The organism is Rhodanobacter denitrificans, from assembly GCF_000230695.2.
Lineage (GTDB): Bacteria > Pseudomonadota > Gammaproteobacteria > Xanthomonadales > Rhodanobacteraceae > Rhodanobacter > Rhodanobacter denitrificans.
Genome location: NC_020541.1, coordinates 2,264,517 through 2,290,762 on the forward strand (window position 1 = coordinate 2,264,517; position 26,246 = coordinate 2,290,762).

At 63.4% G+C, this 26,246-nt stretch carries 21 protein-coding genes, 1 tRNA gene and 2 pseudogenes; 13 read left to right on the forward strand and 11 right to left on the reverse strand.

From position 1 onward, the window contains the following. Positions 1-4: 4 nt before the first annotated feature. Positions 5-1,063 carry an FUSC family protein gene (locus R2APBS1_RS10325; protein WP_081602817.1) on the reverse strand — a complete coding sequence of 353 codons (1,059 nt, stop codon included), beginning with the start codon at positions 1,061-1,063 and terminating at the stop codon, positions 5-7. On the opposite strand from R2APBS1_RS10325, the gene R2APBS1_RS10330 reads away from it, so the two are divergent. The 3 genes from R2APBS1_RS10330 to R2APBS1_RS10340 are packed head-to-tail and all read left to right on the forward strand — an operon-like array spanning position 1,051 to position 5,746. Continuing rightward, complete coding sequence (locus R2APBS1_RS10330; protein WP_081602816.1) at positions 1,051-1,887, forward strand: HlyD family secretion protein; 837 nt, start codon at positions 1,051-1,053, stop codon at positions 1,885-1,887. The two genes, R2APBS1_RS10325 and R2APBS1_RS10330, sit on opposite strands and share 13 nt — an antisense overlap. Next, positions 1,884-4,619 carry a ribosome-associated ATPase/putative transporter RbbA gene (gene rbbA / locus R2APBS1_RS10335; RefSeq protein ID WP_015447905.1) on the forward strand — a complete coding sequence of 912 codons (2,736 nt, stop codon included), beginning with the start codon at positions 1,884-1,886 and terminating at the stop codon, positions 4,617-4,619. Before R2APBS1_RS10330 ends, rbbA begins: the two co-directional genes overlap by 4 nt. Continuing rightward, positions 4,616-5,746, forward strand: a complete 1,131-nt coding sequence (locus R2APBS1_RS10340) for an ABC transporter permease (protein ID WP_015447904.1) — start codon at positions 4,616-4,618, stop codon at positions 5,744-5,746. Before rbbA ends, R2APBS1_RS10340 begins: the two co-directional genes overlap by 4 nt. Before the next feature lie 165 nt (positions 5,747-5,911). Here R2APBS1_RS10340 and R2APBS1_RS10345 read toward each other — a convergent pair whose 3' ends face one another. Continuing rightward, entirely contained in the window at positions 5,912-6,379 is a 468-nt protein-coding gene (locus R2APBS1_RS10345; RefSeq protein ID WP_015447903.1) for a MarR family winged helix-turn-helix transcriptional regulator, read from the reverse strand. A gap of 281 nt (positions 6,380-6,660) precedes the next feature. Here R2APBS1_RS10345 and R2APBS1_RS10350 point away from each other — a divergent pair, with 281 nt between their 5' ends. The 7 genes and pseudogenes from R2APBS1_RS10350 to R2APBS1_RS10380 all read left to right on the forward strand — a co-directional run bounded on the left by R2APBS1_RS10350 (position 6,661) and on the right by R2APBS1_RS10380 (position 16,509). After that, complete coding sequence (locus R2APBS1_RS10350; RefSeq protein WP_015447902.1) at positions 6,661-8,190, forward strand: DHA2 family efflux MFS transporter permease subunit; 1,530 nt, start codon at positions 6,661-6,663, stop codon at positions 8,188-8,190. Between the two features lie 93 nt (positions 8,191-8,283). Beyond that, a complete protein-coding gene (locus R2APBS1_RS10355; RefSeq protein WP_015447901.1) occupies positions 8,284-8,697 on the forward strand; it encodes a universal stress protein in 414 nt (137 codons plus the stop codon). A 232-nt stretch (positions 8,698-8,929) separates the two neighbouring features. Continuing rightward, complete coding sequence (locus tag R2APBS1_RS10360; protein WP_015447900.1) at positions 8,930-9,460, forward strand: acyloxyacyl hydrolase; 531 nt, start codon at positions 8,930-8,932, stop codon at positions 9,458-9,460. A 29-nt stretch (positions 9,461-9,489) separates the two neighbouring features. Beyond that, entirely contained in the window at positions 9,490-10,521 is a 1,032-nt protein-coding gene (locus R2APBS1_RS10365) for a CBASS cGAMP-activated phospholipase (protein WP_015447899.1), read from the forward strand. Beyond that, positions 10,518-12,203 carry an EAL domain-containing protein gene (locus R2APBS1_RS10370; RefSeq protein ID WP_015447898.1) on the forward strand — a complete coding sequence of 562 codons (1,686 nt, stop codon included), beginning with the start codon at positions 10,518-10,520 and terminating at the stop codon, positions 12,201-12,203. The genes R2APBS1_RS10365 and R2APBS1_RS10370 overlap by 4 nt, the downstream gene beginning before the upstream one ends. Before the next feature lie 255 nt (positions 12,204-12,458). Further along, positions 12,459-13,394 (forward strand): annotated as a pseudogene (locus tag R2APBS1_RS10375) (site-specific integrase); the annotation flags it as partial. A gap of 31 nt (positions 13,395-13,425) precedes the next feature. Continuing rightward, the gene (locus R2APBS1_RS10380) at positions 13,426-16,509 is read left to right on the forward strand and encodes a Tn3 family transposase (RefSeq protein WP_015447919.1); all 3,084 of its coding nucleotides are present in this window, start codon (positions 13,426-13,428) and stop codon (positions 16,507-16,509) included. A 56-nt stretch (positions 16,510-16,565) separates the two neighbouring features. Here R2APBS1_RS10380 and R2APBS1_RS10385 read toward each other — a convergent pair. From R2APBS1_RS10385 to tpiA, 5 genes and pseudogenes are all read right to left on the reverse strand, one after another. After that, a pseudogene (locus R2APBS1_RS10385) lies at positions 16,566-17,039 on the reverse strand (response regulator); the annotation flags it as partial. A gap of 126 nt (positions 17,040-17,165) precedes the next feature. Next, a complete protein-coding gene (locus R2APBS1_RS10390) occupies positions 17,166-17,426 on the reverse strand; it encodes a hypothetical protein (RefSeq protein ID WP_007508206.1) in 261 nt (86 codons plus the stop codon). 296 nt (positions 17,427-17,722) lie between these two features. Further along, a tRNA-Leu gene (locus R2APBS1_RS10395) sits at positions 17,723-17,807 on the reverse strand. An 11-nt stretch (positions 17,808-17,818) separates the two neighbouring features. Further along, complete coding sequence (gene secG, locus R2APBS1_RS10400; protein ID WP_007508204.1) at positions 17,819-18,280, reverse strand: preprotein translocase subunit SecG; 462 nt, start codon at positions 18,278-18,280, stop codon at positions 17,819-17,821. 7 nt (positions 18,281-18,287) lie between these two features. Next, positions 18,288-19,055 carry a triose-phosphate isomerase gene (gene tpiA, locus R2APBS1_RS10405; RefSeq protein ID WP_015447921.1) on the reverse strand — a complete coding sequence of 256 codons (768 nt, stop codon included), beginning with the start codon at positions 19,053-19,055 and terminating at the stop codon, positions 18,288-18,290. Positions 19,056-19,181: 126 nt separating this feature from the next. On the opposite strand from tpiA, the gene R2APBS1_RS10410 reads away from it, so the two are divergent. Further along, positions 19,182-19,985 carry an SDR family NAD(P)-dependent oxidoreductase gene (locus R2APBS1_RS10410; protein ID WP_015447922.1) on the forward strand — a complete coding sequence of 268 codons (804 nt, stop codon included), beginning with the start codon at positions 19,182-19,184 and terminating at the stop codon, positions 19,983-19,985. Between the two features lie 63 nt (positions 19,986-20,048). Next, a complete protein-coding gene (locus tag R2APBS1_RS10415; RefSeq protein ID WP_015447923.1) occupies positions 20,049-20,723 on the forward strand; it encodes a DUF6445 family protein in 675 nt (224 codons plus the stop codon). 39 nt (positions 20,724-20,762) lie between these two features. Here R2APBS1_RS10415 and R2APBS1_RS10420 read toward each other — a convergent pair whose 3' ends face one another. The 4 genes from R2APBS1_RS10420 to orn all read right to left on the reverse strand — a co-directional run bounded on the left by R2APBS1_RS10420 (position 20,763) and on the right by orn (position 24,711). Beyond that, entirely contained in the window at positions 20,763-21,698 is a 936-nt protein-coding gene (locus tag R2APBS1_RS10420) for an isopenicillin N synthase family dioxygenase (protein ID WP_007508196.1), read from the reverse strand. A 98-nt stretch (positions 21,699-21,796) separates the two neighbouring features. Further along, positions 21,797-23,149, reverse strand: a complete 1,353-nt coding sequence (glmM, locus tag R2APBS1_RS10425; RefSeq protein WP_007508193.1) for a phosphoglucosamine mutase — start codon at positions 23,147-23,149, stop codon at positions 21,797-21,799. Between the two features lie 48 nt (positions 23,150-23,197). Further along, a complete protein-coding gene (gene folP / locus R2APBS1_RS10430) occupies positions 23,198-24,112 on the reverse strand; it encodes a dihydropteroate synthase (RefSeq protein ID WP_007508190.1) in 915 nt (304 codons plus the stop codon). A 32-nt stretch (positions 24,113-24,144) separates the two neighbouring features. Then, positions 24,145-24,711 (reverse strand): oligoribonuclease, encoded by a 567-nt coding sequence (gene orn / locus R2APBS1_RS10435; protein WP_007508188.1) that lies wholly within the window; start codon positions 24,709-24,711, stop codon positions 24,145-24,147. 72 nt (positions 24,712-24,783) lie between these two features. Here orn and sbcB point away from each other — a divergent pair, with 72 nt between their 5' ends. Then, positions 24,784-26,229 (forward strand): exodeoxyribonuclease I, encoded by a 1,446-nt coding sequence (gene sbcB, locus R2APBS1_RS10440; protein ID WP_015447926.1) that lies wholly within the window; start codon positions 24,784-24,786, stop codon positions 26,227-26,229. Positions 26,230-26,246: the final 17 nt, after the last annotated feature.

The following is a 26,246-nucleotide window of genomic DNA, read 5'->3' on the forward strand; positions in this document are numbered from 1 at the left end:
GGCGTCAGCTCAGGTTCGGTTGGGGAGCGTCGGCGAAGACGTCGGCAGGTGGTTGTGTGCGCGTGGTCGAGGACATCGGGAACAGCGCCAGGCGAAGGCCGGCCAGAGCCTGTGTGGTGTGCCGGACGGGCGCGTCGGGGTGGCCGGTCATGGCCTGGATCACCGCGTCCAGATGGCTGCGCAACGCGACCGATGGTTCCAGCGGGTGGCCCGCGGCGACGCAGTCGTCAAAGTGGCTGCCGACCTCGCGCACGACCGCGTCCGCTGTCTCGGCGATGGAGGGTGGCAAGGCATCGCGGTGAGTCTGCAGGTCGAGCAGGCGCAGGCCGATGCGCAGGTCGCGAACGACATCCAGACGCGCCAGCGACTCGTCCTTGATCAGCGCCATGCGCGGCAGCAGCTGGCCGGTCATGTCGACCAGCCGCGAGGCGGCATCGACCTGGTCTGCGCGGCGCGCGCTGTGCCCGAGCAGGGACAGGTCGCGCCACATCGCGCGGGCCAGTCTGCGGGCGATCAGTTCGGTGCCGAAGGGTTTGGTGATCGCGGTCCACACGATGGCGAAGACCATGCCGAGGATCGCGCTGAGCGTGCCTGCGGCGAAGCTCTCGAAGTGCGCCGTGTAGCGTTCCGCCAGACCGAGGTCGGTGATCGCCTGCGCGGTGAACAGCAGCACGGTCATGGTGTGTTGCGGGCGTCCAGTGAACGCGCCGGCCCACAGCAACGGCAGCGCGAGCACCGCGGCAAGGCCCAGGAACGTGTGGACCTGCGGCAGGATCGCGAACAGGTAGATCAGGGCAAAGGCACTGCCGATCACCACCCATTGCAGGAAGGCGTTGAGCTGCGGCCGCGGGTCGTCGATGGCGGCGAAGAAGCAGCTGGCGACGGCGACCAGGATCACCGCCCCGGCGCCCGGCTCCCAGCCCGACTGGATCCACAGCATGCAGGCGCAGAAGGTGGCCGCTGCGGCCGAGACGCTGGAGAACAGCAGCAGGCCGTGGTCGAAAGGTGCGCGAGGGCGAACTGGTCCGTCGCGGCCAGGTGCTGGTACACATGGACACCGCATCGCTGCAGGCGCAACTGCGACAGGCGGAGGCCTTCATGCGTCAGGCGGAAGATGCGGTGGGCACGGCACACAGCCAGCTCGCCCAGCGCAACAGCGAAAAGGCCGCCGCACAGGCTTTGGTGGTGCAGCGCCAGACCGAGCTGGCGGCCGCGCAGCAGCGCACGCAGCGTTTCGCCGATCTGCGCCGACAGGCGTTCGTCTCGCAGCAGCAACTCGACGACCAAACCGAAGCGGTCGATACCGCCGCGGCCGCGCTGGCCGCTGCCCGGGCGCAGGTGGCGGCCAGCGACGCCGCGATTGCCGTTGCCCGTAGCCAAATCCGCGGCAGCGAGTCGGCGGTAGAGGCGGCGCGGGCGGAGGCAGACCGCATCCGCACTGACATCGAGGACAGCCTGCTGAAGTCCCCGCGCGATGGTCGCGTGCAGTTGATCGTGGCCCGTCCCGGCGAGGTGGTGGGCGCGGGTGCGCCGGTACTCAACCTGGTGGACCTGAATGATGTCTACATGACCTTCTTTCTTCCCACCCGCGCCGTTGGCCGCGTCGCCCTGGGCAGCGAGGCGCGATTGGTGCTCGATGCGGTGCCGCAGTATGTGATTCCGGCGCGCATCTCCTTCATCGCCGACGTGGCCCAGTTCACACCGAAGACGGTGGAAACCCAGGTCGAGCGCGAGAAGCTGATGTTCCGGGTGCGGGCGCAGATTCCCCAGGAACTGCTGGAGAAGCACCTGTCCCAGGTCAAGACCGGTCTGCCTGGGATGGCCTATGTCACGCTCGACCCCGCAGCGCCTTGGCCGCCGCAATTGCAAGTGAAGCTGCCGGAATGAACACCGGTGCAACCCCAGCCGCACCGGTGGTGCGCCTGCATGGCGTCGGGCTGCGCTACGGCAAGACGCAGGCGCTTCGGGACATCGACCTCGACATCCCCGCCGGGGTGATGGCCGGCCTGATCGGCCCGGACGGGGTCGGCAAGTCCAGCCTGCTCGCGCTGGTTTCGGGCGTGCGTGCCCTTCAGGACGGACGCATCGAGGTGCTCAGCGGCGACATGGCCAGCGCCCGCTTTCGCGCTCGTGTGTCCCCGCGCATTGCCTACATGCCGCAAGTACTGGGCAAGAATCTCTACCCGACCCTGTCCGTGATGGAGAACGTGGACTTCTTTGGCCGCCTGTTCGGTCATGACCGTGCCGAGCGCGCGCGGCGCATTGGCACGCTGCTGGCCGCCACCGGGCTCGCGCCGTTTGCAGACCGCCCGGCCGGCAAGCTCTCGGGCGGCATGAAGCAAAAGCTCGGATTGTGCTGTGCACTGATCCACGACCCCGAGCTGCTGGTCCTCGACGAGCCCACCACCGGCGTCGACCCGCTGTCGCGCCGCCAGTTCTGGGCGTTGATCGACGGCATTTGCGCCGAGCGACCGGGCATGAGCGTCCTGGTGGCTACCGGCTACATGGAGGAGGCCGGTCGCTTCGACTGGCTGGCGGCCATGGACGCGGGGCGCGTGCTCGCCACCGGCACGCCCGCCGAGCTGCTGACGCATACTGGCTGCTCCACGCTGGAGCAGGCCTTCATCGCGCTGCTTCCAGAAGCGCAACGCGCCGGCTACCGGCCGGTAGAGATCGTGCCGCTGGTGGCCGGCGCCGAGACGGAGCTTGCCATCGAGGCACGCGGGCTCACCATGCGCTTCGGCGACTTCACCGCGGTGGATGGGGTGAATTTCCGCATCCGGCGCGGCGAGATTTTCGGCTTCCTGGGTTCCAACGGCTGCGGCAAGACCACCACCATGAAGATGCTCACCGGGCTGCTCCCCGCGAGCGAGGGCGAGGCGCTGCTGTTCGGAAAGCCGCTCGCCCCCCACGACCTGGCCACCCGCCGTCGCGTCGGCTTCATGACCCAGAGCTTTTCGCTCTACAGCGAGCTGACGCTGCGCCAGAACCTGGTGCTGCACGCGCGCCTGTTCGGCCTGCCGGAGGCGGACCTCGAACCCCGCGTGCAGGCCATGGCCAACCGTTTCGACCTGGTCGACATCCTCGATGCGCTGCCCGACGCGCTGCCGCTGGGGGACCGTCAGCGCCTGTCGCTGGCGGTGGCGATGATCCATGGCCCGGAGATACTCATCCTCGACGAGCCCACCTCGGGGGTAGACCCGGTAGCGCGCGACGCCTTCTGGCGCGCGCTGATTGAGCTCTCACGCCGCGATGGCGTCACCATCTTCATCTCCACCCACTTCATGAACGAGGCCGAGCGTTGCGACCGCATCGCCCTCATGCACGCCGGACGCGTGCTGGTCACCGACACGCCTCAGGCCATCGTGGCGGCGCGTGGCGTGCCGACGCTCGAGGATGCCTTCATTGCCTACCTGCAGGAGCCGCCCCCGCAAACCACCCCGACGAGCTCGCCCGTCGTGCCGGCAGGGTTGGCGCGCGGTAGCCGCCGAGCCTTCAGCCTGCGGCGGCTGTTCAGCTTCACGCTACGCGAGTCGCTGGAGCTCAGGCGCGACCCGATCCGCCTGACACTGGCCGTGCTGGGCAGCCTGCTGTTGATGCTCGTACTCGGTTACGGCATCACGCTGGATGTGGAGAACCTTTCCTATGCGGTGCTCGACCACGACCAGACCAGCATCAGCCGCGATTACAGCCTGAACCTGTCCGGTTCCCGGTATTTCAAGGAGCATGCGCCGCTCTCCAGCTACGCCGATCTGGACCGGCGCATGCGCGCCGGCGAGATCAGCCTGGCCATCGAGATTCCGCCGGGCTTCGGGCGCGATCTGCTGCGCGGCCGGCCGGTGCAGGTCGGCGCCTGGATCGACGGGGCCATGCCCACCCGTGCCGAGACGGTGCGCGGCTATGTGCAGGGCATCCACCAGTACTGGGTGAGCCAGCGCATGCGCGAGGCGCTCGGCGAGGCCGCCGTGGCGCCGCTCGCGACCGTGGAGACGCGCTTTCGCTACAACCCCGACGTGCGCAGCCTGCCGGCGATGGTGCCGGCGGTGATTCCGCTGCTGCTGATGCTCATCCCGGCCATTCTCGCCGCGCTCTCGGTGGTGCGCGAGAAGGAGATGGGCTCGATCATCAACTTCTACGTGACACCGAGCACACGGCTCGAATTCCTGCTGGGCAAGCAGATTCCCTACGTCGTGCTGGCCATGGTGAGTTTTCTCCTGCTGGTGCTGATGGCCGTGGTGTTGTTCCACGTGCCGGTCACCGGCAGCTTCGCGGCGCTCGCGCTGGGCGCGCTGCTCTACGTGCTCAGCGCCACTGCCCTCGGCCTGCTCATTTCCACCTTCGTGCGCAGCCAGGTGGCGGCCCTGTTCGGCACGTCGCTGCTCACCATTCTGCCGGCGGTGCAGTTCTCCGGCCTCATCGATCCGGTCAGCTCGCTCGAAGGCGCAGGGCGCTTGATCGGCAATGTCTTTCCGACGACCCACTTCGTGACCATCTCTCGCGGCACCTTCTCCAAGGCGCTGGAATTCCACGATCTACGGGCCTCCTTCGTGCCGCTGCTGATCAGCATCCCCGTCCTGATCGGCCTGGCCGCCGTGCTGCTCAGGAAGCAACAGCGATGAAACGGCAACGCTTGCGCAACATCGTCTACCTGGGCCTGAAGGAGCTGCGCAGCCTGCTGCGCGACCCCATCATGCTGGTGTTGATCGTCTACGCATTCAGTTTCTCCATCTACACCGCCGCCACGGCGATGCCGGAAACGCTGCACAAGGCCCCCATCGCGGTCATCGACGAGGACCGCTCGCCTCTGTCCGAGCGCATCGTCGATGCCCTGCGTCCGCCTTATTTCATGCCGCCCACACGGATCACCCCGGCCGAGATGGATGCGCGCATGGATGCCGGGCTCGATACGTTCGCCCTGTACATCCCGGCCAACTTTCAGCGCGACATGCTGGTCCGGCGCTCCCCTGCCATCCAGCTGAGCGTGGATGCCACGCGCATGGGCCAGGCCTTCACCGGCAGCGGCTACATCCAGACAATCGTCCTGGACCAGGTCAACGAGTTCGCTCGCCGCGAACATGCCGTGTCCAGCCCGCCCGTGGACTTGGCCCTGCGCGCGCGCTTCAACCCTGAACTCAACAAGTCCTGGTTCGGCGGGGTGATGCAGATCATTAACAACATCACCATGCTGTCCATCGTGCTGACCGGCGCGGCCCTGATCCGCGAGCGCGAACACGGCACCCTCGAGCACCTGCTGGTGATGCCGGTCGCCCCGTTCGAGATCATGGCCTCAAAGGTGCTGGCGATGGCGGCCGTGGTGCTGGTCGCGTCGGCCTTTGCCCTCAATGTCGTCGTACGCGGCCTGATGGGCGTGCCCATCGAAGGCTCGCTGCCGCTGTTCTTTGTGGGTGCGACCCTGCATCTGTTCGCCACCACGTCGTTGGGGATTTTGCTGGCCACGCTGGCTCGTTCGATGCCGCAGTTCGGCATGCTGCTGCTGATGGTGCTGCTGCCCCTGCAGATGCTCTCCGGTGGCAGCACCCCGCGCGAAAGCATGCCAGAAATCGTCCGATTCGTGATGCTGGCAGCGCCCAACACCCACTTCGTGATGTTGTCCCAGGGCATTCTCTATCGAGGGGCCGGCTTGGACGTGGTTTGGCCACAGCTGATCAGCCTGGCGGTGATCGGATCGATCTTGTTCATGATTTCGCTGGCGCGGTTTCGCAAGACCTTGGCCGCAACCGAGTAAACGCCTCGCGTCGCCTGTCAAGTCCGCATTAACCCGCGCCTGTGCTCATAAGCTCGGTAGTCGATTTGGCACACGGTCAGCCAAACACCACCAATGCAACCCCCTAAGTGATTGATTCATTTAGGGCCAATTACTGCAAAAGCGACCATTCCAAGGCTTCCTTCATCACTTGGAATTCGTGCGTTCCTGCTGTGCAAACAGGTTCGCACGGTTTTCGAAGGCCTGAAGAACTCGGGTCGCCGTCGCGATGTCTTCCCGAGGGATGTCTTCGAGCAGGGTGCAACGAAGCGCCTTGAGTGCCGTCTCCATCACTTGCGCCAATCGACACCCTTCCGGGAGGAGGTGGACTGCTCGGATGCGTCGGTTTCCCACGACCTCACGCCGCTCCAGCAAGTTCACTCTCTGCGCTTGATCAAGCGTCCGCAGGAGCGCTGCTGGATGGACGCCGATGCGGTCTGCCAACACGTGCTGCGGCACCCCATCGCCCATACGCGAGACCAGCAAGACGGGCGTCGCCAGCGAGATCGACAGACCAGACGCCGTCAACACCGAACCGGCTACCGAGTGCCAAGCCTTCTTGGTCGGCTGGAGCGCGGCGGTGAATGCGTAGAACGCATCGTGCTTAAGGGGCATGGATCACTTAATCCCGGTTGGCCTTCGTCCGCCCAGATGGTAACGGCGGGCATCACCCGTGCAAAATCAATGTTTGCCTTGACAACTATGTATTAGACAGTAAAAATCAGAACGACTCCAGCCGCAATCCGGGTACGTTCAATGATTGGCTCAAGCAATTTTGTTAGTTGCCTTGGGGGCTGAGCCGCCGTGACCGCGGGCCTCGACGGGAGCGGCGCAGGGTGTCCTCTATGCAATGGGGATCATCCCTCCTCGCTGATCCCTCGGATTTCTGACGTGCCATGACGAACGGCCAGTTTCGCCCGACCAGCCTGGTGGTCGCCACGCTGGGGCTTTCGCTGGCCACCTTCATGCAGGTGCTGGATACCACCATCGCCAACGTGTCGTTGCCCACCATCGCCGGCAACCTGGGCGTCAGTTCGAGCCAGAGCACATGGGTGATCACTTCCTTTGCCGTCAGTTTGGCGATCTCATTGCCATTGACGGGATTCCTCACCCGTCGCTTCGGTCAGGTGAGGCTGTTTGTCTGGTGCACGTTGCTGTTCGTATTGGCGTCCTTCATGTGCGGCGTCTCTCGCAGCATGGGCATGCTGATCCTTTTCCGAACCATCCAGGGCGCGGTGGCCGGACCGATGTATCCCATCACGCAGAGCCTGATGATCGGCATCTATCCACCGCAAAAGCGCGGCATGGCGCTGGCGCTGCTTTCGATGGTGGCTGTGGTGGCACCGATCGCCGGTCCCATCCTCGGCGGCTGGATCACCGAGAATTATTCGTGGTCCTGGATCTTCTTCATCAACGTGCCGATCGGCATGCTGGCCAGCATGGTGGTAGCCAATCAAATGAAGGGTTACCCCGCACCGAACGAGCGGCCGAAGATGGACTATGTCGGTCTCATCACGCTGGTCATCGGCGTGGGCGCCCTGCAGATCATGCTGGACAAGGGCAACGACGAGGACTGGTTCAACTCGCCGTTCGTCATCGTCACCTGCATTGTCGCCGTGATCAGTCTGGCGATCTTTTTGATCTGGGAACTGACCGACGGCGACCCCATCGTCGACTTGCGGCTGTTTCGTCACCATAACTTCAAGTTCGGCACGCTGGCGTTGGTGCTTTCCTTTTCGGCCTACTTCTCCATCAACCTGCTGCTGCCGCAGTGGTTACAGCGCAACCTGGGCTATACCGCGACATGGGCCGGTTTGGCGGCATCGCCGCTCGGTATCGCCCCGCTGCTGCTGACGTTCCTGGTGGGCCGCTATGCGATGCGCTTCGATTTGCGCCTGTTGGCGACCGTGGCCTTCGTGGTGATGGGGGCGACCTGCTTCCTGCGCTCCCGTTTCTATCTGGAGGTCGACTTCACGCACGTCGCCATGATGCAGTTCCTGATGGGGTTTGGCGTGGCATTGTTCTTCATGCCGGTCACCGTGATCCTTTTATCGGATCTTGACCAGAACGAGATTGCCGCAGGCTCGGGGCTGGCGACCTTCCTGCGCACGCTGGGTGGAAGCTTCGCAGCCTCGCTCACCACCTTCCTATGGGATCGGCGTGCCGTCCTGCATCACGCCCAGCTGGCGGAAAGCCTTAATCCCTATAACCCATTGGCCCTGTCGGCGATCCATCAACTGGGGCATGGCAATGCGCAGGCAGGCGCCGATATCATCAACGGCATGATTACCCAGCAATCTTACCAGATCGGTTTCAACGAACTGTTCTATTCCCTCGGCTGGATTTTTCTGGGTCTGATGCCGGTGATCTGGCTGACAAAACCACCGTTTTCACCAAGAGCGAATGCGCTATCCGGCGGGCATTGAGGCAGAAAACTCTCGGATGGGTTCCACGTTTGATGCGAGGTATGAAGACTTCCATGCTCTCACTCGACTGCTTGCAATAACGGAGGAAAATCCATGAAGAACATTCTTGTTGGGTATGATGGCTCATTAACGGCACAACGCGCTTTTCTCTTCGCGCTTGAGCTGGCCCGCTGCTCGGGCGGTCACGTCAGGGTGGTGTCGGTGCTGCAGATCACGGGCGGTGGCGCGGACACCGCCGCGCTGATGATGGCCGATGTGGGGGCGCAACGCCTGGGCGACCTGATGGCGGAATTGAAGCAACTCGCGCCAGACGCCGACAAACTGATCGATCTTGAAATGATCCCCGGAAATCCCGGTGATGTGCTGCTTAGGCAGGTCAAGCAGTACGCGATTGATCACATCGTGATTGGACACACCGAGAGAGGAGCCCTTGCTCGTTGGCTGCTCGGTTCCGTGTCGACTGATGTATTCGCCCACACGCGCATACCAGTGACTGTCGTGCCATGAGGTTTGTGGACAGACCATGGCAGCGAAACCAACGGTTCAGTGCAGTCTTTGAACAAGAGATTTGCAGTCCTGAATCGCAGTTCTCATGCCTGCTCGGGCAACCGCTTGAAGCCTACCCGCCTGCTCTATCAAGCAACACCTGAAAAGACTGTTCCGTGCACTGTCTCACCCAGCCTCGATGGCATTTTCATAAGCATCCAACTAATGGTGAGCTGATCGAAGGAGTTACTTTATGCTCTCACCCCGTATCACACTTTGCGCTACCGCTGCGTTTGCTTGTCTGTTGCTTTCTGGCTCCGTCTTCGCGCAGACCCATCTGGAAGTCCAAGGTGGTCGCAGCTACATGGACAGCCATGGAACTAATTCATTTTTCATCGAGTCGGTCTTCCCTTCATTCCCGTTAGGTGAAACGCGGTTTACCTTGTCGCCCGATGTCTCGATCGGATACCTCAGAGGCCGCGACATTGGGCGCTATCGCACCATGAGCCCCGGCGTCACCAAGAATGTGTGGATCGGCGCCGCGGGTGCCCGTCTGCACTACGGCAGCGAGGGCGACTGGTACCGCCCACTGTTCTTCAGTTTTCAAGTAGCGGGTACGCGTGGACGGACTGAGGCCCTGAGCAGTGCCTATCAGTTTGTAAGCACACTCGGATGGCAATGGAAGCATTTCAGTCTGCAGATTCGTCACATCTCCAACGGCGGCCTACATGAGCCCAATCGCGGCGAAACCATGGGTCTGGTAGGTTTCGGCTTTGATCTTTAACGCTGTATCGATAACACAGAAATGCATCTATGCCATTTACCATTCTTGCCTTGTCGGGTGGCGGCTATCTCGGCCTGCATGAGGCCGTGTTGCTGAGGGAACTGGAGCGTGCCCTGCACAAGCCGATCGGTGAAGCCTTCGACCTGATCTGCGGATCATCGATCGGGGCCGTGGCAGCCATGGCGGTTGCTGCCGGCACGCCGGCACGCGATATCGAAGCGGGGTTTCTCGAACACGGCGCACGAATCTTTCCTGGTTCTCGGTGGCGCGCTATCCGCCCGCTCGCGTACGTGGCCAGCATTCGCTACATGTTTCGCTCTCGCTATCGCGGAGAAACCATAGCGGAGACAGTGAACGCGATCATTGGCGAGAAATTCACCTTGGGCATGGCAAGGACGCGCCTGGTCATACCTGTCATCAATGCGTCTACCGGTCGATTGGAGGTAATCAAGACGTCGCATAGTGCGCGCAATTGGTATTATGCGGACATGCTGATGTCCGAAGTTGCCATGGCGGCGACGGCCGCGCCGACCTACTTTCCGCTGGCCGATCTGCGCGGCCAGCTCTATGTGGATGCGGGGATTTTCGCCAACTCGCCCGGCATGTTCGGCTTGCACGAGGCCACCCATTATTGCCACGTACCAGCGTCGGATATTTACGTGCTGAGTCTGGGCACCAATGTCGCCAACCCTCGCAGGTTAGCACGCGAAAAGCGCAGTTTGGGCGCGCTGGGCTGGATCAAGAACGGACGCTTGTATGCAACGATGGCATCCGCCCAGCGCGAGCTGACGGACAATATCCTTCGACACATTCTCGATGATCGCTACCTTCGGATCGAAGGCACGCCGGATACGGCGGGCGATAGCTTGCTGCAATTTGACAATGCCTCGCTTGCCGCTTCCAAGCGACTCACAGAGCTGGCCGAGCGGGCTTGGAAAGATGCTTACGTGCGTCCGTCCATCAGGGGCCTAATTCAGATGCTGCGCGAACACGAAGTCGATAGCGCATGGCGGCACCCCATTCTTGGCGCAGCTGAACCAGAAACCGACCTGCCTGCATGAAAAAAGTGGATGGCAAGGCAACCGTGCGATCGGTGCGGCAGGGAGCGCGTGCGGGTCAGTTCGCCCGCAACGATGTTTTGCTGCGCATCAGTGCGATTGCTTGGTCAGCCGATTGTTACCCCGATTTTATCCAACGGGTGGCCGCTACGCTGCTTACCCTCGACGAAATCGTCGGGTGCGCAATCGGTCGACCAGACGCATATGGCCGATTTCATTTTGAAGCGGTGGCCGGCAGTGAAGCCTTTATCGGCTGTTTGCGAGCGGTTGAGCGTGGCGAGCATCCAGATATTCGCGCCGAGGCTCAGCGTCTCGGGGGCAGCATGGCGATGGGTCGTGCTTGGCAAAGCGGAGGAATCCAGCGCACGTTCAACTACGCTACCGATCCGGAGATGACCGTGTGGCGTGGGGTGGCGTTGGGTTTGGGCATTCGATCCAATGCGGCCATTCCCGTGCGTCTGCCTAAGGGCACCACTGAGAGTGTATTGACCCTTTACTCATCAGCCACGGGCGGCTTTTCCACCGCAAGTCAACATACGTTCCTGTTGCACTTGCAAAGCCTGCTGGGCCTCGCTTTGACACGGTTGCTGCCGAAAACTGAGGGCATCCAGGCAGCTCCGTTACTCCTACGTGACCATTGGCGCGCCAAACTAGCAACCGACGATCTGGTGATGCAATACCAGCCCGTAGTCGATCTTCGCATGGGCAAGGTGGTTGAGGTCGAGGCCTTAGCACGCATCCGCGAAGATGACCACCTGATACTGCCCATATGGTTCCTGCCAGCGCTCGGCTCGGACGACCTATTGTTCCTGTATCAACAGGGGCTAACCCAAGCACTTGCCGCGCGCCAACAGTGGGCCACGGATGGGCTTGCGCTGGGCATCGCTGTCAATCTCCCTTCGAGCGCGCTACTTGATCGGCGCTATGTGGACATTACCCGCGAGGTTCTTGAACAACACCCCTGTCCATCCGGGACGTTGGTTCTCGAACTCCTCGAATCGGAGTGGATGGACGAAACTATCGATGCTGAGAGTGGCCTGCTGGCGCTTAAGGCGTTAGGGATCCAATTGGCGGAGGACGATCTTGGCTCAGCCTACAGCTCGCTGAGCCGCTTGCGCCACCTCTCCTTTGATCGCATCAAGATCGATCAGACGCTGGTGGCCCAGATAGCGCGGCAGCCGCTGCGGACGCTGTACTTCATATACCAGCTGACCCGGCTCGGCCACGACCTCGGTGTCAAAGTGGTGGTCGAAGGACTGGAGACAGCGGGTCTGATCGAAGCAGCAACAATTCTTGGCGCTGATCTGGGGCAGGGCTTTGCGCTGGCGCGCCCGATGTCTGGTGCTCACGTAGCAGACTGGTGTGTAAGCTCACGTTTCGCGTGCGATCCCATGGTGCCCCGTACGGCCTTGGGCGCGTTATCAGGGTTCCTGTTGTGGGAAGATCGGCTGGGGATGTTTATGGACGATACCGCAATGATCGCAACACTTGTCCGCACGTCTTGTCGAGTCGATGCCTATCTCCATGCATCGGCTGCAAAGGGCACTCAGTTGGATCGGATCCATCGACTCCTGCATCAGATCGCAATTCGACAGGGCCCTGCCAGTGCGAGCTACACCAAAGCTCGCAATGCGTTCATCGAGTGCCTTGTCGAGGATTGGATCCGGATCGAGGAAAACGGCTGATCACATCGCGCTATCCAACCACTGCGCAGTGCATGGAGGCTTGCTGCTATCTATCCCATGACTTTCCTGGCAGCACTGAAAAGCGCTTTCCAATCTACTGAATCCGCCATCGTTCAGATTGGTCACAGGAATTTTTCTCAGTTGCGTCGATGGGTTTCTGTGGTGCTTTGCTCTGCGCGTAACTCGTGATTAGTGAGTTCATGCATTGCTCGATGCTCATGCGGGTGTGGCAGATCATAACTAATGAACCTGATGATGCCTTCTCAGTCACTTGAAACCTATCTGCAAGCGGCGCAGCGTGAAAATACCCAGCGCAGTTACGCATCTGCCGTACGCCATTTTGAAGTGACTTGGGGCGGATTGCTTCCAGCGACGACGGACACGGTTGCCCAGTATTTAGTGGCACATGCAACCGCCTTGTCGACCAATACACTTCGGCAACGACTCGCGGCGCTCTCACACTGGCATCAAGCGCACGGATTTTCCGATCCCACAGCCGCACCGATCGTGAAAAAGACGCTGAAGGGCATACAAGCGCTCCATCCAGTGCGAGAGAAACGCGCCGAACCCTTGCAGCTCACGGCGGTTGCCCATGTGGCCGCTTGGCTCGATACCGCCATCGCGGCCGCTGACCTGCGCGGAGACAGCGCCGAAGCACTTCGGTGCCGGCGCGATCGGGCAATGCTCCTCCTGGGATTCTGGCGTGGGTTTCGTGTCGACGAGCTGGTGGGTCTGCAGACCGAGCATATTGTGGTGGTGCCTGGGCAAGGGATGACGTGTTTCCTCGGGCGCAGCAAGACCGATCGACAACTCGCCGGTACGACCTATCGGGTGCCGGCGCTCAGTCGGTGGTGTCCCGTGACGGCCACGCTCGATTGGGTCAGTCATGCGGGCCTCACCACCGGCCCCCTTTTTCGCAGTGTTGCGCGTTGGGGCGCGCTCGGGACGGGCGCCTTGCACAGCAACAGCGTAGTGCCGTTGCTGCGCAGGTTGTTTACGCGGGCAGGACTGGCTTCGCCAGAGACATATAGCGGTCATTCGCTGCGCCGGGGCTTCGCGGGATGGGCCAACGCGAATGGCTGGGATGTGAAGGCATTGATGGAGTACGTTGGCTGGAAGGACGTGCATTCGGCCATGCGCTATATCGATGGAACCGATCCCTTCGCGCAAGCTCGGATCGAACGCGGGCTAGCCGACAAGATCACGTTGCACGTGGGGCACGATGACGGCTAACCCGCACCGCCTGGCGATCCTCACCGGCGAAGAAATCGACGACCTTTACGGCCTGCCACGTTTCACCGAAGACGAACGGTTGCTGTACTTCGACCTGAGCGCAGCCGAGCAAGCGGCAGTAGCAGCGCGTCGAGGTACGACTGGTTTGTATCTGGTGCTGCAGCTGGGTTATTTCAAAGCCAAACGACAGTTCTTCGACATCGAACCGGAAGCCGTGCGCGAGGATGTGAAGCACATCCTCGCGCGGCATTTCCCGGATATTCCCTGGAAGGCCATTCGGTCCCCCACCCAACCGACGCGTGTCGCACTGCAGAAGCTCGTTCTTCAACTACTCAATGTTCGCTCGTGGAACCGTTCCGCACGGGGAGCACTGGTTGAGCGCATCCAGCATATCGCCATGCGCTCGACTCAACCGCGCTACCTGCTGCGCGAAGCGCTCCATTACGTGGAACGAGAACGCCTCGTCACACCGGCGTACAGCACGTTCCAAGACATCATCGGTTTGGTGGTCACCAACGAGCGCGTGCGGTTGGCGAGTTTGCTGGAACAGGCGCTGACGCCCGATATCCGCAGCCAGCTCGACGCATTGCTGCAAGCCGATGAATCCATGTATCGAATCAGCGCGCTCAAACACGAACCGAACGATTTCAGTTACAAGGCGCTGAAGCAAGAAGTCGAACGACGTCAGCTCTTTCAACCGCTGCATGCGTTCGCGCAGCAATTTTTGGCAGCGGCAGGTATCTCGCAGGAGAGCGGCAAATATTTCGCTTCCCTGGTGATGTACTACACCGTCTACAAGCTGCAGCGCATGGCGCCGGCCACCATACGGCTGTACCTGCTGTGTTTCGCCTACCACCGCTACCGGCAGATAAACGACCATTTGATCGAAGCCTTCATGGTTCGCGTGGAGGGTTACGGCAAGCAGGCCAAGCTGGCCAGTGAAGAAGCGATGCGGCAAGCACTGACCGACGCGAGTGAGCATCTGCAGGCCGCCGGTGAGGTACTTCAACTGTTTGTCGACGACACGATTCCTGATGATGCCGCGTTCGCGACGGTGAAAGCCAAAGCGTTTAGCTACCTTGGTCCCGAGCGCATTCCGCTGGTGGCCGACTACATGCGCAACATCGCCTTCGACAAGGTAGGTTTCCAGTGGGCGTACTACACCACGCTCACGTCGACCTTCAAGCGAAACCTGCGTCACCTATTCACCGATCTGGATTTCGCTGGCCGGGTCGAACATGCGCCACTCATGGCTGCTGTCGACTTCTTGCAAGGCCATCTGCGACTGGGGCATACGCCACGACAGATCGACCCGACCACGTTTCCGGTCGATCTCATCCCCAAGCGATTGCGTGGCTATCTGTTCACCACCGCCGAAGGAAAAGGACGAGCCAAGCGGCTCGACGTCGATCGGTACGAATTTCTCGTCTATCGCTTGTTGTGCGACGCGATGGAGGCCGGTGATGTATTCGTCAAGGACAGCAACGAATACCGGCGCTTCGAGGATGATCTGATCAGTGATGAGCGCTGGATCGACAAAGAGGCGGTACTGCGCGACCTCGATGCCCCGATTCTGCAGGCCCCTATTGAGGACACCTTGGCCGCGCTACGCACTCAGCTGGACGCGAAGTTTCAAACGGTGAACGCCCACATCGCCGATGGCGACAATGCACACATCACGGTCCGCGGCAAGGGCGACAAACGACGCTGGAACCTGATCTATCCTGCGCTTGACGAGTCCCTCAACAGCCCGTTCTACGCGCAAATTCCGGGCATCGGCATTGCCGATCTATTGTGGTTTGTGGCCGGGAACACGGAGTTTCTGGGAGCGTTCACGCACGTGCTGGAGCGCTACGTCAAGCAGCCGCCGGACCCTCGCGAGATTCTCGCCTGCATCGTCGCCATGGGTACCAATATGGGATTGTGGAAGATGGCCGAAGTCTCCGGTCTCAGCCACGCCTCCTTGTTGGCCACCGCCCGCAGCTTCCTGCGGCAGGAGACCATACGCGGCGCCAACGATGCCATCAGCAATGCCACGGCAAAATTGTCTGCGTTCCATCTTTTCAACATCGGCAACCACTTGCATTCGAGCAGCGACGGTCAGCGGATCGAAACCCAGATCGACACGATCAACGCGCGGCACTCACCGAAGTATTTCGGGATGAAAAAAGGTGTCAGCGTCTGCACGGTGGTGGCCAACCATGTACCGATCAACGGGCAGGTCATCGGTGCCCACGAGCACGAGAGTCATTACGTGTTCGACTTGTTGTTCAACAATACCTCCGAGATCAGGCCCGAACAGCATTCGACCGACACCCATGGCACCAACCAGGTCAATTTCTGGGTGCTGCACGCGTACGGTTATCGCTTCGCGCCGCGCTACCGCGATCTGCGTACGAAGGTCGATTCCTTGGTCAGCTTCAAATCACCGAATCAGTACGGCAAGGCTCTCATCAAACCAGCACGTAAGGTCAATGAGGCGCTGATCGTGGCTGAGTGGCCCAATATTCAACGAATCATGGCGTCATTGGGGCAGAAGGAGGTGACCCAAGCCACGATCATTCGCAAACTGAGCAGTTATGCCCGGCGGAATCAGACCAAGAAAGCCCTGTGGGAACTGGACAACATCTACCGGACGCTCTACATCCTCGATTTCATCGACGATGTCGGCTTGCGTCAGAGCGTGCAGAAGGCGCTCAATCGAGGCGAGGCCTACCACCGCTTCCGCCGCGCGATCGCCTACGTCAACAGCGGAAAATTTCGCGTGCAAACCGAAGCAGAACAGCAGATCTGGAACGACTGCTCGCGCTTGATCGCCAACGCGATCATCTACTACAACACCGCCTTGCTGTCTCGCATCTATGACCAAAAGCTCGCGGCGGGAGACGAGGCCGCCATCGAGATACTCAGAAGCATGTCGCCGGTGGCGTGGCAGAACATCAATTTGTTCGGCACCTTCGAGTTCAGTCCCGGCGAGACGAGGGTCGACCTCGATGCGTTAGCCGCGCGCTTGGTGGACTTGGTCAACTGGAACCAAGCGACACATGACCTCAATGATTCCGGGATAGGGTAAAATTGATCGTCAAAGTATTGATGTATAAGCTATTTTATATTATCGGGGGATGGGCACAAATAGCCCACTTCGAGTTCGCGACTGGACAGTACGTCGAACGGCGAGGCGCTGCCGTCGAGGGTGGCCAGCGCCAGCTGCTGGGCGACGGCCGGGGCAAGATAACGCCGGCCACCGGCCACCTGGCGCACGGCAGACACCAGCTCATCGGCGCTGCAACCCTTGGTCAAGTAGCCGAGTGCGCCAGCGTCAAGCAGACGCTTGGGAAAACGTGCGTCATCGACCACCGTCACGATGACGACGTGGGTGGACATTTTCGAGCGGCAGACGCGCTCGGTAAGCTCGATCCCGCTCATGCCGGGCATGTGCACGTCGACCAGGGCGATGTCCGGCGCCAGGCTCCGGATCAGGTGCAGGCCTTCTTCGGCGCTGCCTGCCTCGCCGCCGACACGAATGTCCGGTTGCTGCTGCAAGATCATTCGGAAGCCGGTGCGAACCAGCTCGTGATCGTCCACCAGGACCACATTGATCACTTGACGCCCTCCTTGGTTGGGCTGCATGAAATTAGGCCGCACGGAGCGCCTTTGCAAGCGGTTCGCCAGGTGAAGCGCTCGGCACGGCATACTCGCCGACGGCGGCTGCGTCGGGGAATGTCGACGTCAGGCCACCAGCGTCACGGCGGCATCGCTGCTGCTTCCATCACCATCATCATCGCCAGCGTAATGGGCCAGCACGATTGCGGAACTCGGCCCGGGCATTTCCACGCGGACCCGATGTCCGAGTCGCTCATGTTCATCACGAGCCATCTCGCGGGCAAGCTTGATCGCCGCACCCAGTTGCAGGTTGCTGAACAACGTGATCTGGCCGCGACGGACGCACCAGTCACCCGCGACCGCCTGTCTCAGCGAAATCGTCACCATGGACACCCCTGCCCCCTTGCCCCGAGGAAGCTGGCAACGGCATGACCGGCCGGCCATTCGACACCCTCGTGGTCTGGGCGCAATGTGTCATGTCCACCGCGGCGGATATGTCGGCCGACGCCTACGCACGCTGTACGGAAAGCGTGCTGCGGTCGTCGATCCAATACTGGTTTGCGTCGAGCTGCGCATCGTTGGCCCGCATACGTTCACGGCCTGATCCGTCGCAAACAAAAAAACCGCCAACGGCGGTTTTTTCGTCTGCGGCTTCAGTGTGACGCTCAGCGAAGCCTTCTATGTGGTGCCCAAGAGGGGACTCGAACCCCTACGACTTGCGTCGCTACCACCTCAAGGTAGTGCGTCTACCAGTTCCGCCACCTGGGCAGGTGTGTTGCTCAGTGTTTCGCCGGCGGCTCGGTGGCTGCCGGCACCTCGCCCTGACTGCGGGTCGGAGCGGGGGTTGCCGCCGGCTGTGCGACCGGAACGGCATTGTTGGTTGTGGCAGGAGCCGCCGACGGCACTTCCGTGCCGGCCGCAGGTTTGGCCGGAGTCGCCTTGCCCACAGCAGGCTTGTCGGCCAGCGCCCCCATCACGCCCAGGTCTTGCGTACTGGCGTGCGGTGCGCCGTTGCCGTGCAGGTAGATACCCATGCCGAGGCTGAGCAGGAAGAACAGGCCCGCGAGAACGCCGGTGGCACGGGTGAGGAACGTGGACGAGCCACGCGCGCCGAACACCGTGGCCGAAGCGCCGCCGCCGAAACCCGAGCCAGCATCGGCACCGGCACCGTTCTGCAGCAGGATCAGCACGATCATCGCCGCAGCGATCAGGATGTAGAACACGCTGAAAATGACGAACATAAGGTTTCTATTGAGCCTGTGGCGCCTGATGCGCCGCGGCGCAGATTCCAAGGAAGTCGGATGCGGCCAGGGAGGCCCCGCCGATCAGCCCTCCATCCACGTCCGCCTGCGCGAACAATTCCGCGGCATTGGCCGCCTTGACGCTACCGCCGTAAAGCAGCCGGGTCAGACGGGCAATCATAACATCTTCTTTTTCCAGTTGGCTACGAATGAAGGCGTGTACCTGCTGCGCTTGCTCCGGGCTGGCGGTGCGGCCGGTGCCGATCGCCCAGACCGGCTCGTAGGCAATCACCGCGGTGTCGAAACTGGCCACGCCATTGAGTGCCAGCACCGCCCGCAATTGCCGCGCGATGACCGCCTCGGTCTCGCTGGCTTCGCGCTGTTCCAGCGTTTCGCCCAGGCACAGGATCGGCGTCAGGCCGCCGGCACGGGCCGCGGCAAACTTGCGCGCAACCAGTTCGTCGCTCTCGCCATGGTATTGGCGCCGTTCGGAATGACCGACCAGCACCCATTGCGTGCCGACGTCCGCTAGCATCGTGGCGGAGACTTCACCGGTATACGCGCCCTGCCCCTCGTGCTCGCTGACATCCTGTGCGCCGATGCCCAGGCCGGACTCGGCATGCTGCCAAGCCAGTTCGGCCACGTAGGGAAACGGAGGGAATACCGCCACGTCTATGTCGTTCGGCATGCTGCTGGCAATGTCGTCCACCAAGGCCTTGGCCATCGAACGGCTGCCGTGCATTTTCCAGTTTCCGGCGACGAATTTCTTGCGCATGGGCTGCTTCCGTTGCGGTCAAACCGCAAGCTTACCGATGGCCCCGACGATGGGCAAACCCGTGCGATCACTGGCGCCAGCGGAGATCTCCGGTCAAGAATGGCGATTCACCACACGGAACGCCGCATGATGCCTGCCCGCCCGCTCAGCCTGATCACCGGCGCCTCCTCGGGCATCGGTGCCGCCTTCGCCCGGCAGCTCGCCGCACTCGGTCACGATCTGGTGCTGACCGCGCGCCGCGTCGATCGACTGCAAGCCCTCGCTACCGAACTCCATGAACGGCATGCCACCCAGGCCACCGTGCTGCCGCACGACCTGGCTGCCCTGGCCGCACCGCAGGTGCTGTGCGACGAACTGGAGCGGCGCGGCTTGCAGGTGGACTGGCTGATCAACAATGCCGGTTACGGCGTGCCCGGCACTTTCGTCGCCAACGACTGGACCACCCACGCACACTTCCTGCAGGTATTGCTGGCCGCGCCGACCGAACTGGCCTGGCGGCTGCTGCCCGGCATGCGCCAGCGCGGCCACGGCCGCGTGATCAACGTTGCCTCGCTGGCAGGGCACGTGCCAGGTCCGGCCGGACATACGTTGTACGCCGCCAGCAAGGCCTACCTGATCAAGTGGTCGCAATCGCTGGCGTTGGAGAACCACACGGCCGGCGTGAACGTCTGCGCGCTGTGCCCGGGCTTCACCTGGTCGGAATTCCACGACGTCACCGGCACCCGCGACAAGATGAACCGGCTGCCCGGCTTCATGTGGCTGAGCGCGGAAGAAGTGGTGCGTCAGGGCATCGCGGCGGTCGAGCGCGGCGATGCCGTGTACATCCCCGGCCGGGTCAACCGCACCATCAAGACGCTGGTGCAGTTGCTGCCGGACCGGCTGGCCCTGTGGCTTTCGGCACGGGAATCGAAGCGCTATCGAAATACCTGAATCCAGACGACGTCGCCGCTTCCGTTACTGTTGCCCGCATCTTCGCCACCGGCTTTCACCGACATGTCCCTGTTCCCGACCCAGATGCGTCCACTGCCCTACCGCAAGCCCGTCGAGGGGCGCGACTACTGGGTGATCGACGAGGCGCTGCCGAACGCCGACGAGGTGCGCGCACGCTGCCTGGCCAAAACCGACTGGGAAATGGGCTATCCGTACACCGGCGAAGTCTGGCCGGGCATGCGCGCCAGCCCCGCCCTGCTGGATGACGAACTGGCCGCGCTGGAGGCGCAGGTGCGCCAGCTCACGGGTGTGAAGAAACTGTGGGTCGAGCAGACCGAAGCCGGCCTCCGGCTCAACCACAACTGCGTGCAGGTGGTTGGCGCGGTCGAGGGTGCGGTCAAGCCGCACACCGATTCATCGAATCTGTGCCGCTACGCCGCCGTGCTGTACCTCAACCCCGATGTGCCCGATCACTGCGGCACCAGCTTCTTCCGCCAGCGCATGCCCGGCGGCCAGCTCGGCGGCAACATCGTGCTGCCGCCGCACCGCAACCTGGCCGAGGCGCTGGGCAACCGCTTCGTGCAGCCGAACGCCTTCGTCGAGGACGTGCGCGTGACGCACCGCTGCAACCGCCTGCTGGTCTACAAAGCCAACCTGATCCACAGCGCCAGTGCGTACTGGGGCCTGGAAGGGGCTGCCAGCAAGCGCATGACCGCGGTGTTCTTCTGGATGGCGTGACTGCCGGCCCGATCTCGCCAGGCCCTCCTGAAACCCGGCTCAGATCAGCTTGATCTCGCGCAGGCGCTGCAGCAGGTACTCGTGCGAGGTGATCGAGCTGTCGTAGCGGCGCGGGTTGTCCGGCGTGACGCATGAATCGAGCGGATCCAGCACCACGTCCGGGTTCGGGTGCAGGAAGAACGGCACCGAGTAGCGCGGCTTGCGCGCGTTCTCGTTCTTCGGGTTGACCACGCGGTGCGTGGTGGACGGGAACACGTGGTTGGACAGCCGCTGCAGCATGTCGCCGATGTTCACCACGATCGCATCGCCCTCGGTGGTGATCGGCAACCACTTGCCTTCGCGGGTGAGCACTTCCAGCCCTTCCGCGCTGGCGCCGACCAGCAGGGTGATGAAGTTGATGTCCTCGTGCGCGCCGGCGCGCACGTTCGGGATGTTCTCTTCCGTGATCGGCGGGTAGTGGATCGGGCGCAGGATCGAGTTGCCGACGTCGGTCTTGTCCTCGAAGAAGTTCTCCGCCTCGCCGAGGTGCAGGGCCAGCGCACGCAGCACGCGGGTGCCGAGCTGGTCCAGCGCCTGGTACAAGCCGTAGCCGTACTGCCTGAACTGCGGAACCTCGGCGGGCCAGAGGTTCGGCGGCATCACGTCGGCGAATTTCGAGTCGCGCGGGATCTCCCGGCCGATGTGCCAGAACTCCTTGAGGTCGGCGTACCGGCTGTCCTTGGCGGTCTCCACCTTGAACGGGGTATAGCCGCGTGCGCCGCCGGCACCGGCGAGGTGGTACTTCATCTTGGTGTCGGTGGGCAGCGCGAAGAAGCGCCGGAACACGTCGTACGAGCCGTCGATCAGCTCGCGCGCAATGCCGTGGCCGCTGATGCAGCAGAAACCGAATTCGCGGTAGGCCGCGCCGATCTCGGCGACGAAGGCGCCGCAGTCGGTGTCGTAACGGCGGATGTCGAGAGTAGGAACATTCTTCATGGCTGTAGTCATCAGGTTGGCGTGCGGTCGATTCATCCGCCACCGCAAGAGGCGGGGCACGTCGGGCCAATCCATGGCGACCCGGTACGGCTACAGGTTCACGAGCGTTCGGCGGCGGATTTTACCGTCCCGGCCAGCCTTTCCGCCAACTGCTGCACTTCCGCCGCATCGGCTCCCTCGATGGTGACACGCACCAGCGGCTCGGTGCCGGAGGCCCGCAGCACCACCCGGCCGCGACCGTGCAGGACCTGCTCCACTTCGGCCAGTGCCTGCCGCACCTGGTCGCTGGCCAACGCCTCGCGCGCACCGACCGCGCGCACGTTGAGCATCACCTGGGGCATCTTGCGCAGGCCCTGCCGCGCCGCGGCCAGATCCTCTCCCGAACGCACCAGCGCCTCCAGCACGGCCAGCGCGGCGATGATGCCGTCGCCGGTGGTGGCCCGGTCCAGGCACAGGATGTGGCCGGAGGTCTCGCCGCCGAGCACGCCGCCGTGCTGCTTCAGCTGCTGCAGCACGTAACGGTCGCCGACGTTGGCGCGGACCAGCGGCACGTCGAGCCCGGCCAGCGCCAGCTGCAGGCCGTAGTTGCTCATCAGCGTGCCGACCACCGGCCCATGCAGCTTCCCCTGCGCCTGCCAGCTGCGCGCCAGCAGGTAGAGGATGTCGTCGCCATCGGCGAGCACGCCAAGCCGGTCGACCAGCTGCACGCGGTCGCCGTCGCCGTCGAACGCGATGCCGAGATCGGCACCGTGCGCCAGCACCGCCTGCTGCAGGGCCTGCGGATGGGTCGAGCCGACCTCGCGGTTGATGTTGAAGCCGTCCGGCTTGTCGCCGATGGCAACCACCTCGGCGCCGAGTTCGGCGAATACCTTCGGCGCCACTTGGTAGGTCGCGCCGTGCGCGCAGTCCAGCACCAGCCGCAGCCCATGCAGGCTGAAATCCTCGGCCACCGTGGACTTGCAGTATTCCGCGTAACGGGCGGCCGCATCGTCGAGCCGGCGTGCCTTGCCGAGTTGTTCGGAGGGCACGGTGACGAACGCGGCATCGACCTCCCGCTCGATCGCCAACTCGACTTCGTCGGACAGCTTCTCGCCGTCGGCGGAGAAGAACTTGATGCCGTTGTCGTGGTGCGGGTTGTGCGAGGCGCTGATCACGATGCCGGTCTGCGCGCGCATCGAGCGGGTCAGATAGGCCACCGCCGGGGTCGGCATCGGACCGAGCAGGTCCACGTCGGCGCCGGCTGCGACCAGGCCCGCCTCCAGCGCGGCCTCGAACATGTAACCGGAGATGCGGGTGTCCTTGCCGATCAGCACGTTCGGCCGCTTGGTGCCCTCGCGCGCCAGCACGCTGCCGACGGCGCGGCCCAGCTTCAGCATGAAGTCCGCGCTGATCGGCCATTGCCCGACCAGGCCGCGGATGCCGTCAGTGCCGAAATACTTGCGTGTGGTCATGGGCTGTCCGATGGCATGGGAAATGGGAGGCCAGGGTCGAGCCGAAGCTCAATCGTCGTCCGGCCAGCGCGGCATGGCCGGCTGGTCGGCGCGTCGCGGCACGGCGTCAACCGCGTGCACCGCCCGCCATATCGCCAGCGCGTCCACCGTGGCGGCCACGTCATGCACGCGCACCATGCGCGCACCGCGCTGCACGGCGATCAGCGCCGCCGCCACCGAGCCGCTGACACGCCCGGCGGGCACCGTCCTGCCGGTCATCTCGCCGATCATCGCCTTGCGCGACAGCCCGATGTACGCGCCGCTGCCGAGGTCGGCAAAACGTTCCAGCGCGCACAGCAGCGCCAGGTTGTGCTGCAGCGTCTTGCCGAAGCCGAAACCCGGGTCGACCATCACCTTGCGCCGGTCGATCCCGGCCAGTTCGCAGGCAAACAGCCGGTCGGTGAGGAAGCGGTGCACCTCGCCGACCACGTCGTCGTAATGCGGCTCGGCCTGCATGCTGCGCGGCTCGCCCTGCATGTGCATCAGGCACACCGGCACGCCCAGCTCGGCCGCCGCCGCCATCGCGCCGTCGCGGCGCAGCGCATACACGTCGTTGATCATGCCGGCGCCGGCGGCCACCGCCGCACGCATCACTTCCGGCTTGGAGGTGTCGATCGCGATCGGCAGCGTGGTGCGCGCAATCAGCTGCTCGATCACCGGCAGCACCCGGCGTAATTCTTCCTCCACCGGCACCTCGGCCGCACCGGGGCGGGTCGACTCGCCGCCGACGTCGATCATGTCGGCGCCCTCCTCCGCCAGCGCCAGGCCGTGCGCCACGGCCGCTTCCACGCTGTCGTGCGTGCCACCGTCGGAGAACGAATCGGGGGTGACGTTGAGGATGCCGACCACGCGCGCGCGGTCGAGCCGCAACGGACGCCCGGCACAATCCAGCACCGGCGCCAACAGATCGTTCGACATGCTCATGGCCTCGTCAATGTGCGGGAACAGCGCGGCGCTCAGGCTTCGAGCCTGCCGCCAAGCTCACCCATGTAGCGGCGATAGTGCCGCAGTTCGGCGATGGAATCGCGGATGTCCGACAGCGCGGTATGCGCCGATTCCTTGCCGACGCTCCTGGCAATCTCCGGCGCCCAGCGGCGGGCCAGTTCCTTGAGCGTGGAGACGTCCAGGTTGCGGTAGTGGAAGTAGCGTTCCAGCCGCGGCATCTGCCGATGCAGGAAGCGGCGGTCCTGGCAGATCGAGTTGCCGCACATCGGCGACTTGCCCGGCGGCACCCACGCGCGCAGGAAATCCACGGTGGCCTGCTCGGCCATCGCATGATCGGTTTCCGAGATCAGCACCTGACGCCACAGGCCCGACTTGTGGTGCTGATTGCAGTTCCAGCTGTCCATCGATTCCAGCCGGTCGATCTCGTGGCGGATCGCGAATACCGGCCCTTCAGCCAGCACGTTCAGTTCCTTGTCGGTGACAATCGTGGCGATCTCGAGGATCGAGTCGTTGTCGGTGTCGAGGCCGGTCATCTCCAGATCGATCCAGATCAGGTTGTCTTCGTGGGCTTGGCTCATGGGCTCTCCTTGTGCGCCGCAGTTTATCAGCCCTCGTGCCGGCCCGGCTTTCGGCCATGCGATCATGCCCGCATGCAGACCTTCTTCTGGCACGACTACGAGACCTCCGGCGCCGACCCGCGGCGCGACCGCCCACTGCAGTTCGCCGGCATCCGCACCACCCCGGAACTGGAGATCGTCGGCGAGCCGGTGATGTTCTACGGCAAACCGCCGCTGGAGATGCCGCCGCATCCCGATGCCTGCCTGATCACCGGCATTACCCCGCAGCAGGCCGAGCGTGAAGGCATCAACGAGGCCGAATTCGCCGCCCGCGTACACGAACAGCTGGCTGCGCCGGGTACTTGCGGCGTGGGCTACAACTCGCTGCGCTTTGACGACGAATTCACCCGGCAGATGCTGTACCGCAACTTCTACGAGCCGTACGGCCGCGAGTGGGAGAACGGCAACTCGCGCTGGGACCTGATCGACCTGGTGCGCATGTGCCAGGCGCTGCGGCCCGAGGGCATCGTCTGGCCGACCCGCGAGGACGGTTCGCCCAGCTTCAAGCTGGAGCACCTGGCCAGCGCCAACCAGCTCACCCAGGAGCGCGCCCACGACGCGCTGTCGGACGTGCATGCGCTGATCGAGCTGGCCCGGCTGATCCGCGTGCGCCAGCCACGGCTATGGGACTGGTACTACGGCCTGCGCCGCAAGCAGAAGGTGTTCGAGCTGCTCGACGTGGTGAACATGACGCCGCTGGTGCACGTGTCCTCGCGCTACCCGGCCAGCCGCCATTGCCTGGCCGTGATCGCGCCGCTGGCAGCGCACCCCAGCCGCGCCGGCGAGGTGATCGTGTACGACCTGGCCACCGATCCGGCCACTTGGCTGGCGCTGGACGAGGACGAGATCGCCGACCGCATCTTCACCGCGCGCACCGACCTGCCCGAGGGCATCGAGCGCATCCCGTTGCGCACCGTGCGCGCGAACCATGCGCCGGCGCTGGCGCCCCTGTCGGTACTGCAGGGCGTGGACCTGGATCGCCTGCAACTGGACCTGGCCCGCTGCCAGGCCCATCGCGACGTGCTGCATGCCGTCGACGGACTCGCCGAGAAACTGCGCCGCGTCTTCCAGCGCGCCGCCGAACTGCCGCCACCGGAGGACCCCGAACTGGCCCTGTACGGCGGCGGCTTCCTGCCTGACGCGGACAAGCGCCTGCTGGCCCAGGTACGCGCCACCCCGCCGCAGGAACTGGGCGCGCGCGCGTTCCCGTTCCGCGATCCGCGCTATCCGGAGCTGCTGTTCCGCTACCGCGCCCGCAACTGGCCCGAGACGCTGGATGCCGACGAACACGCGCGCTGGGAAGATTTCCGCCGCGCACGTCTGACCCGCCACACGCCGCTGACCGGGCTCACCCTCGACGACTACTTCGCCCGCCTCGGCGAACTGCGCCGCGATCCCGCGGTGCAGGACAAACTGCCCCTGCTCGACCAGTTGCAGGCCTGGGGCGAACAGCTCGCCGCCAGCGTCAAACCTCTCTGATCCCCCACCCGATCCGC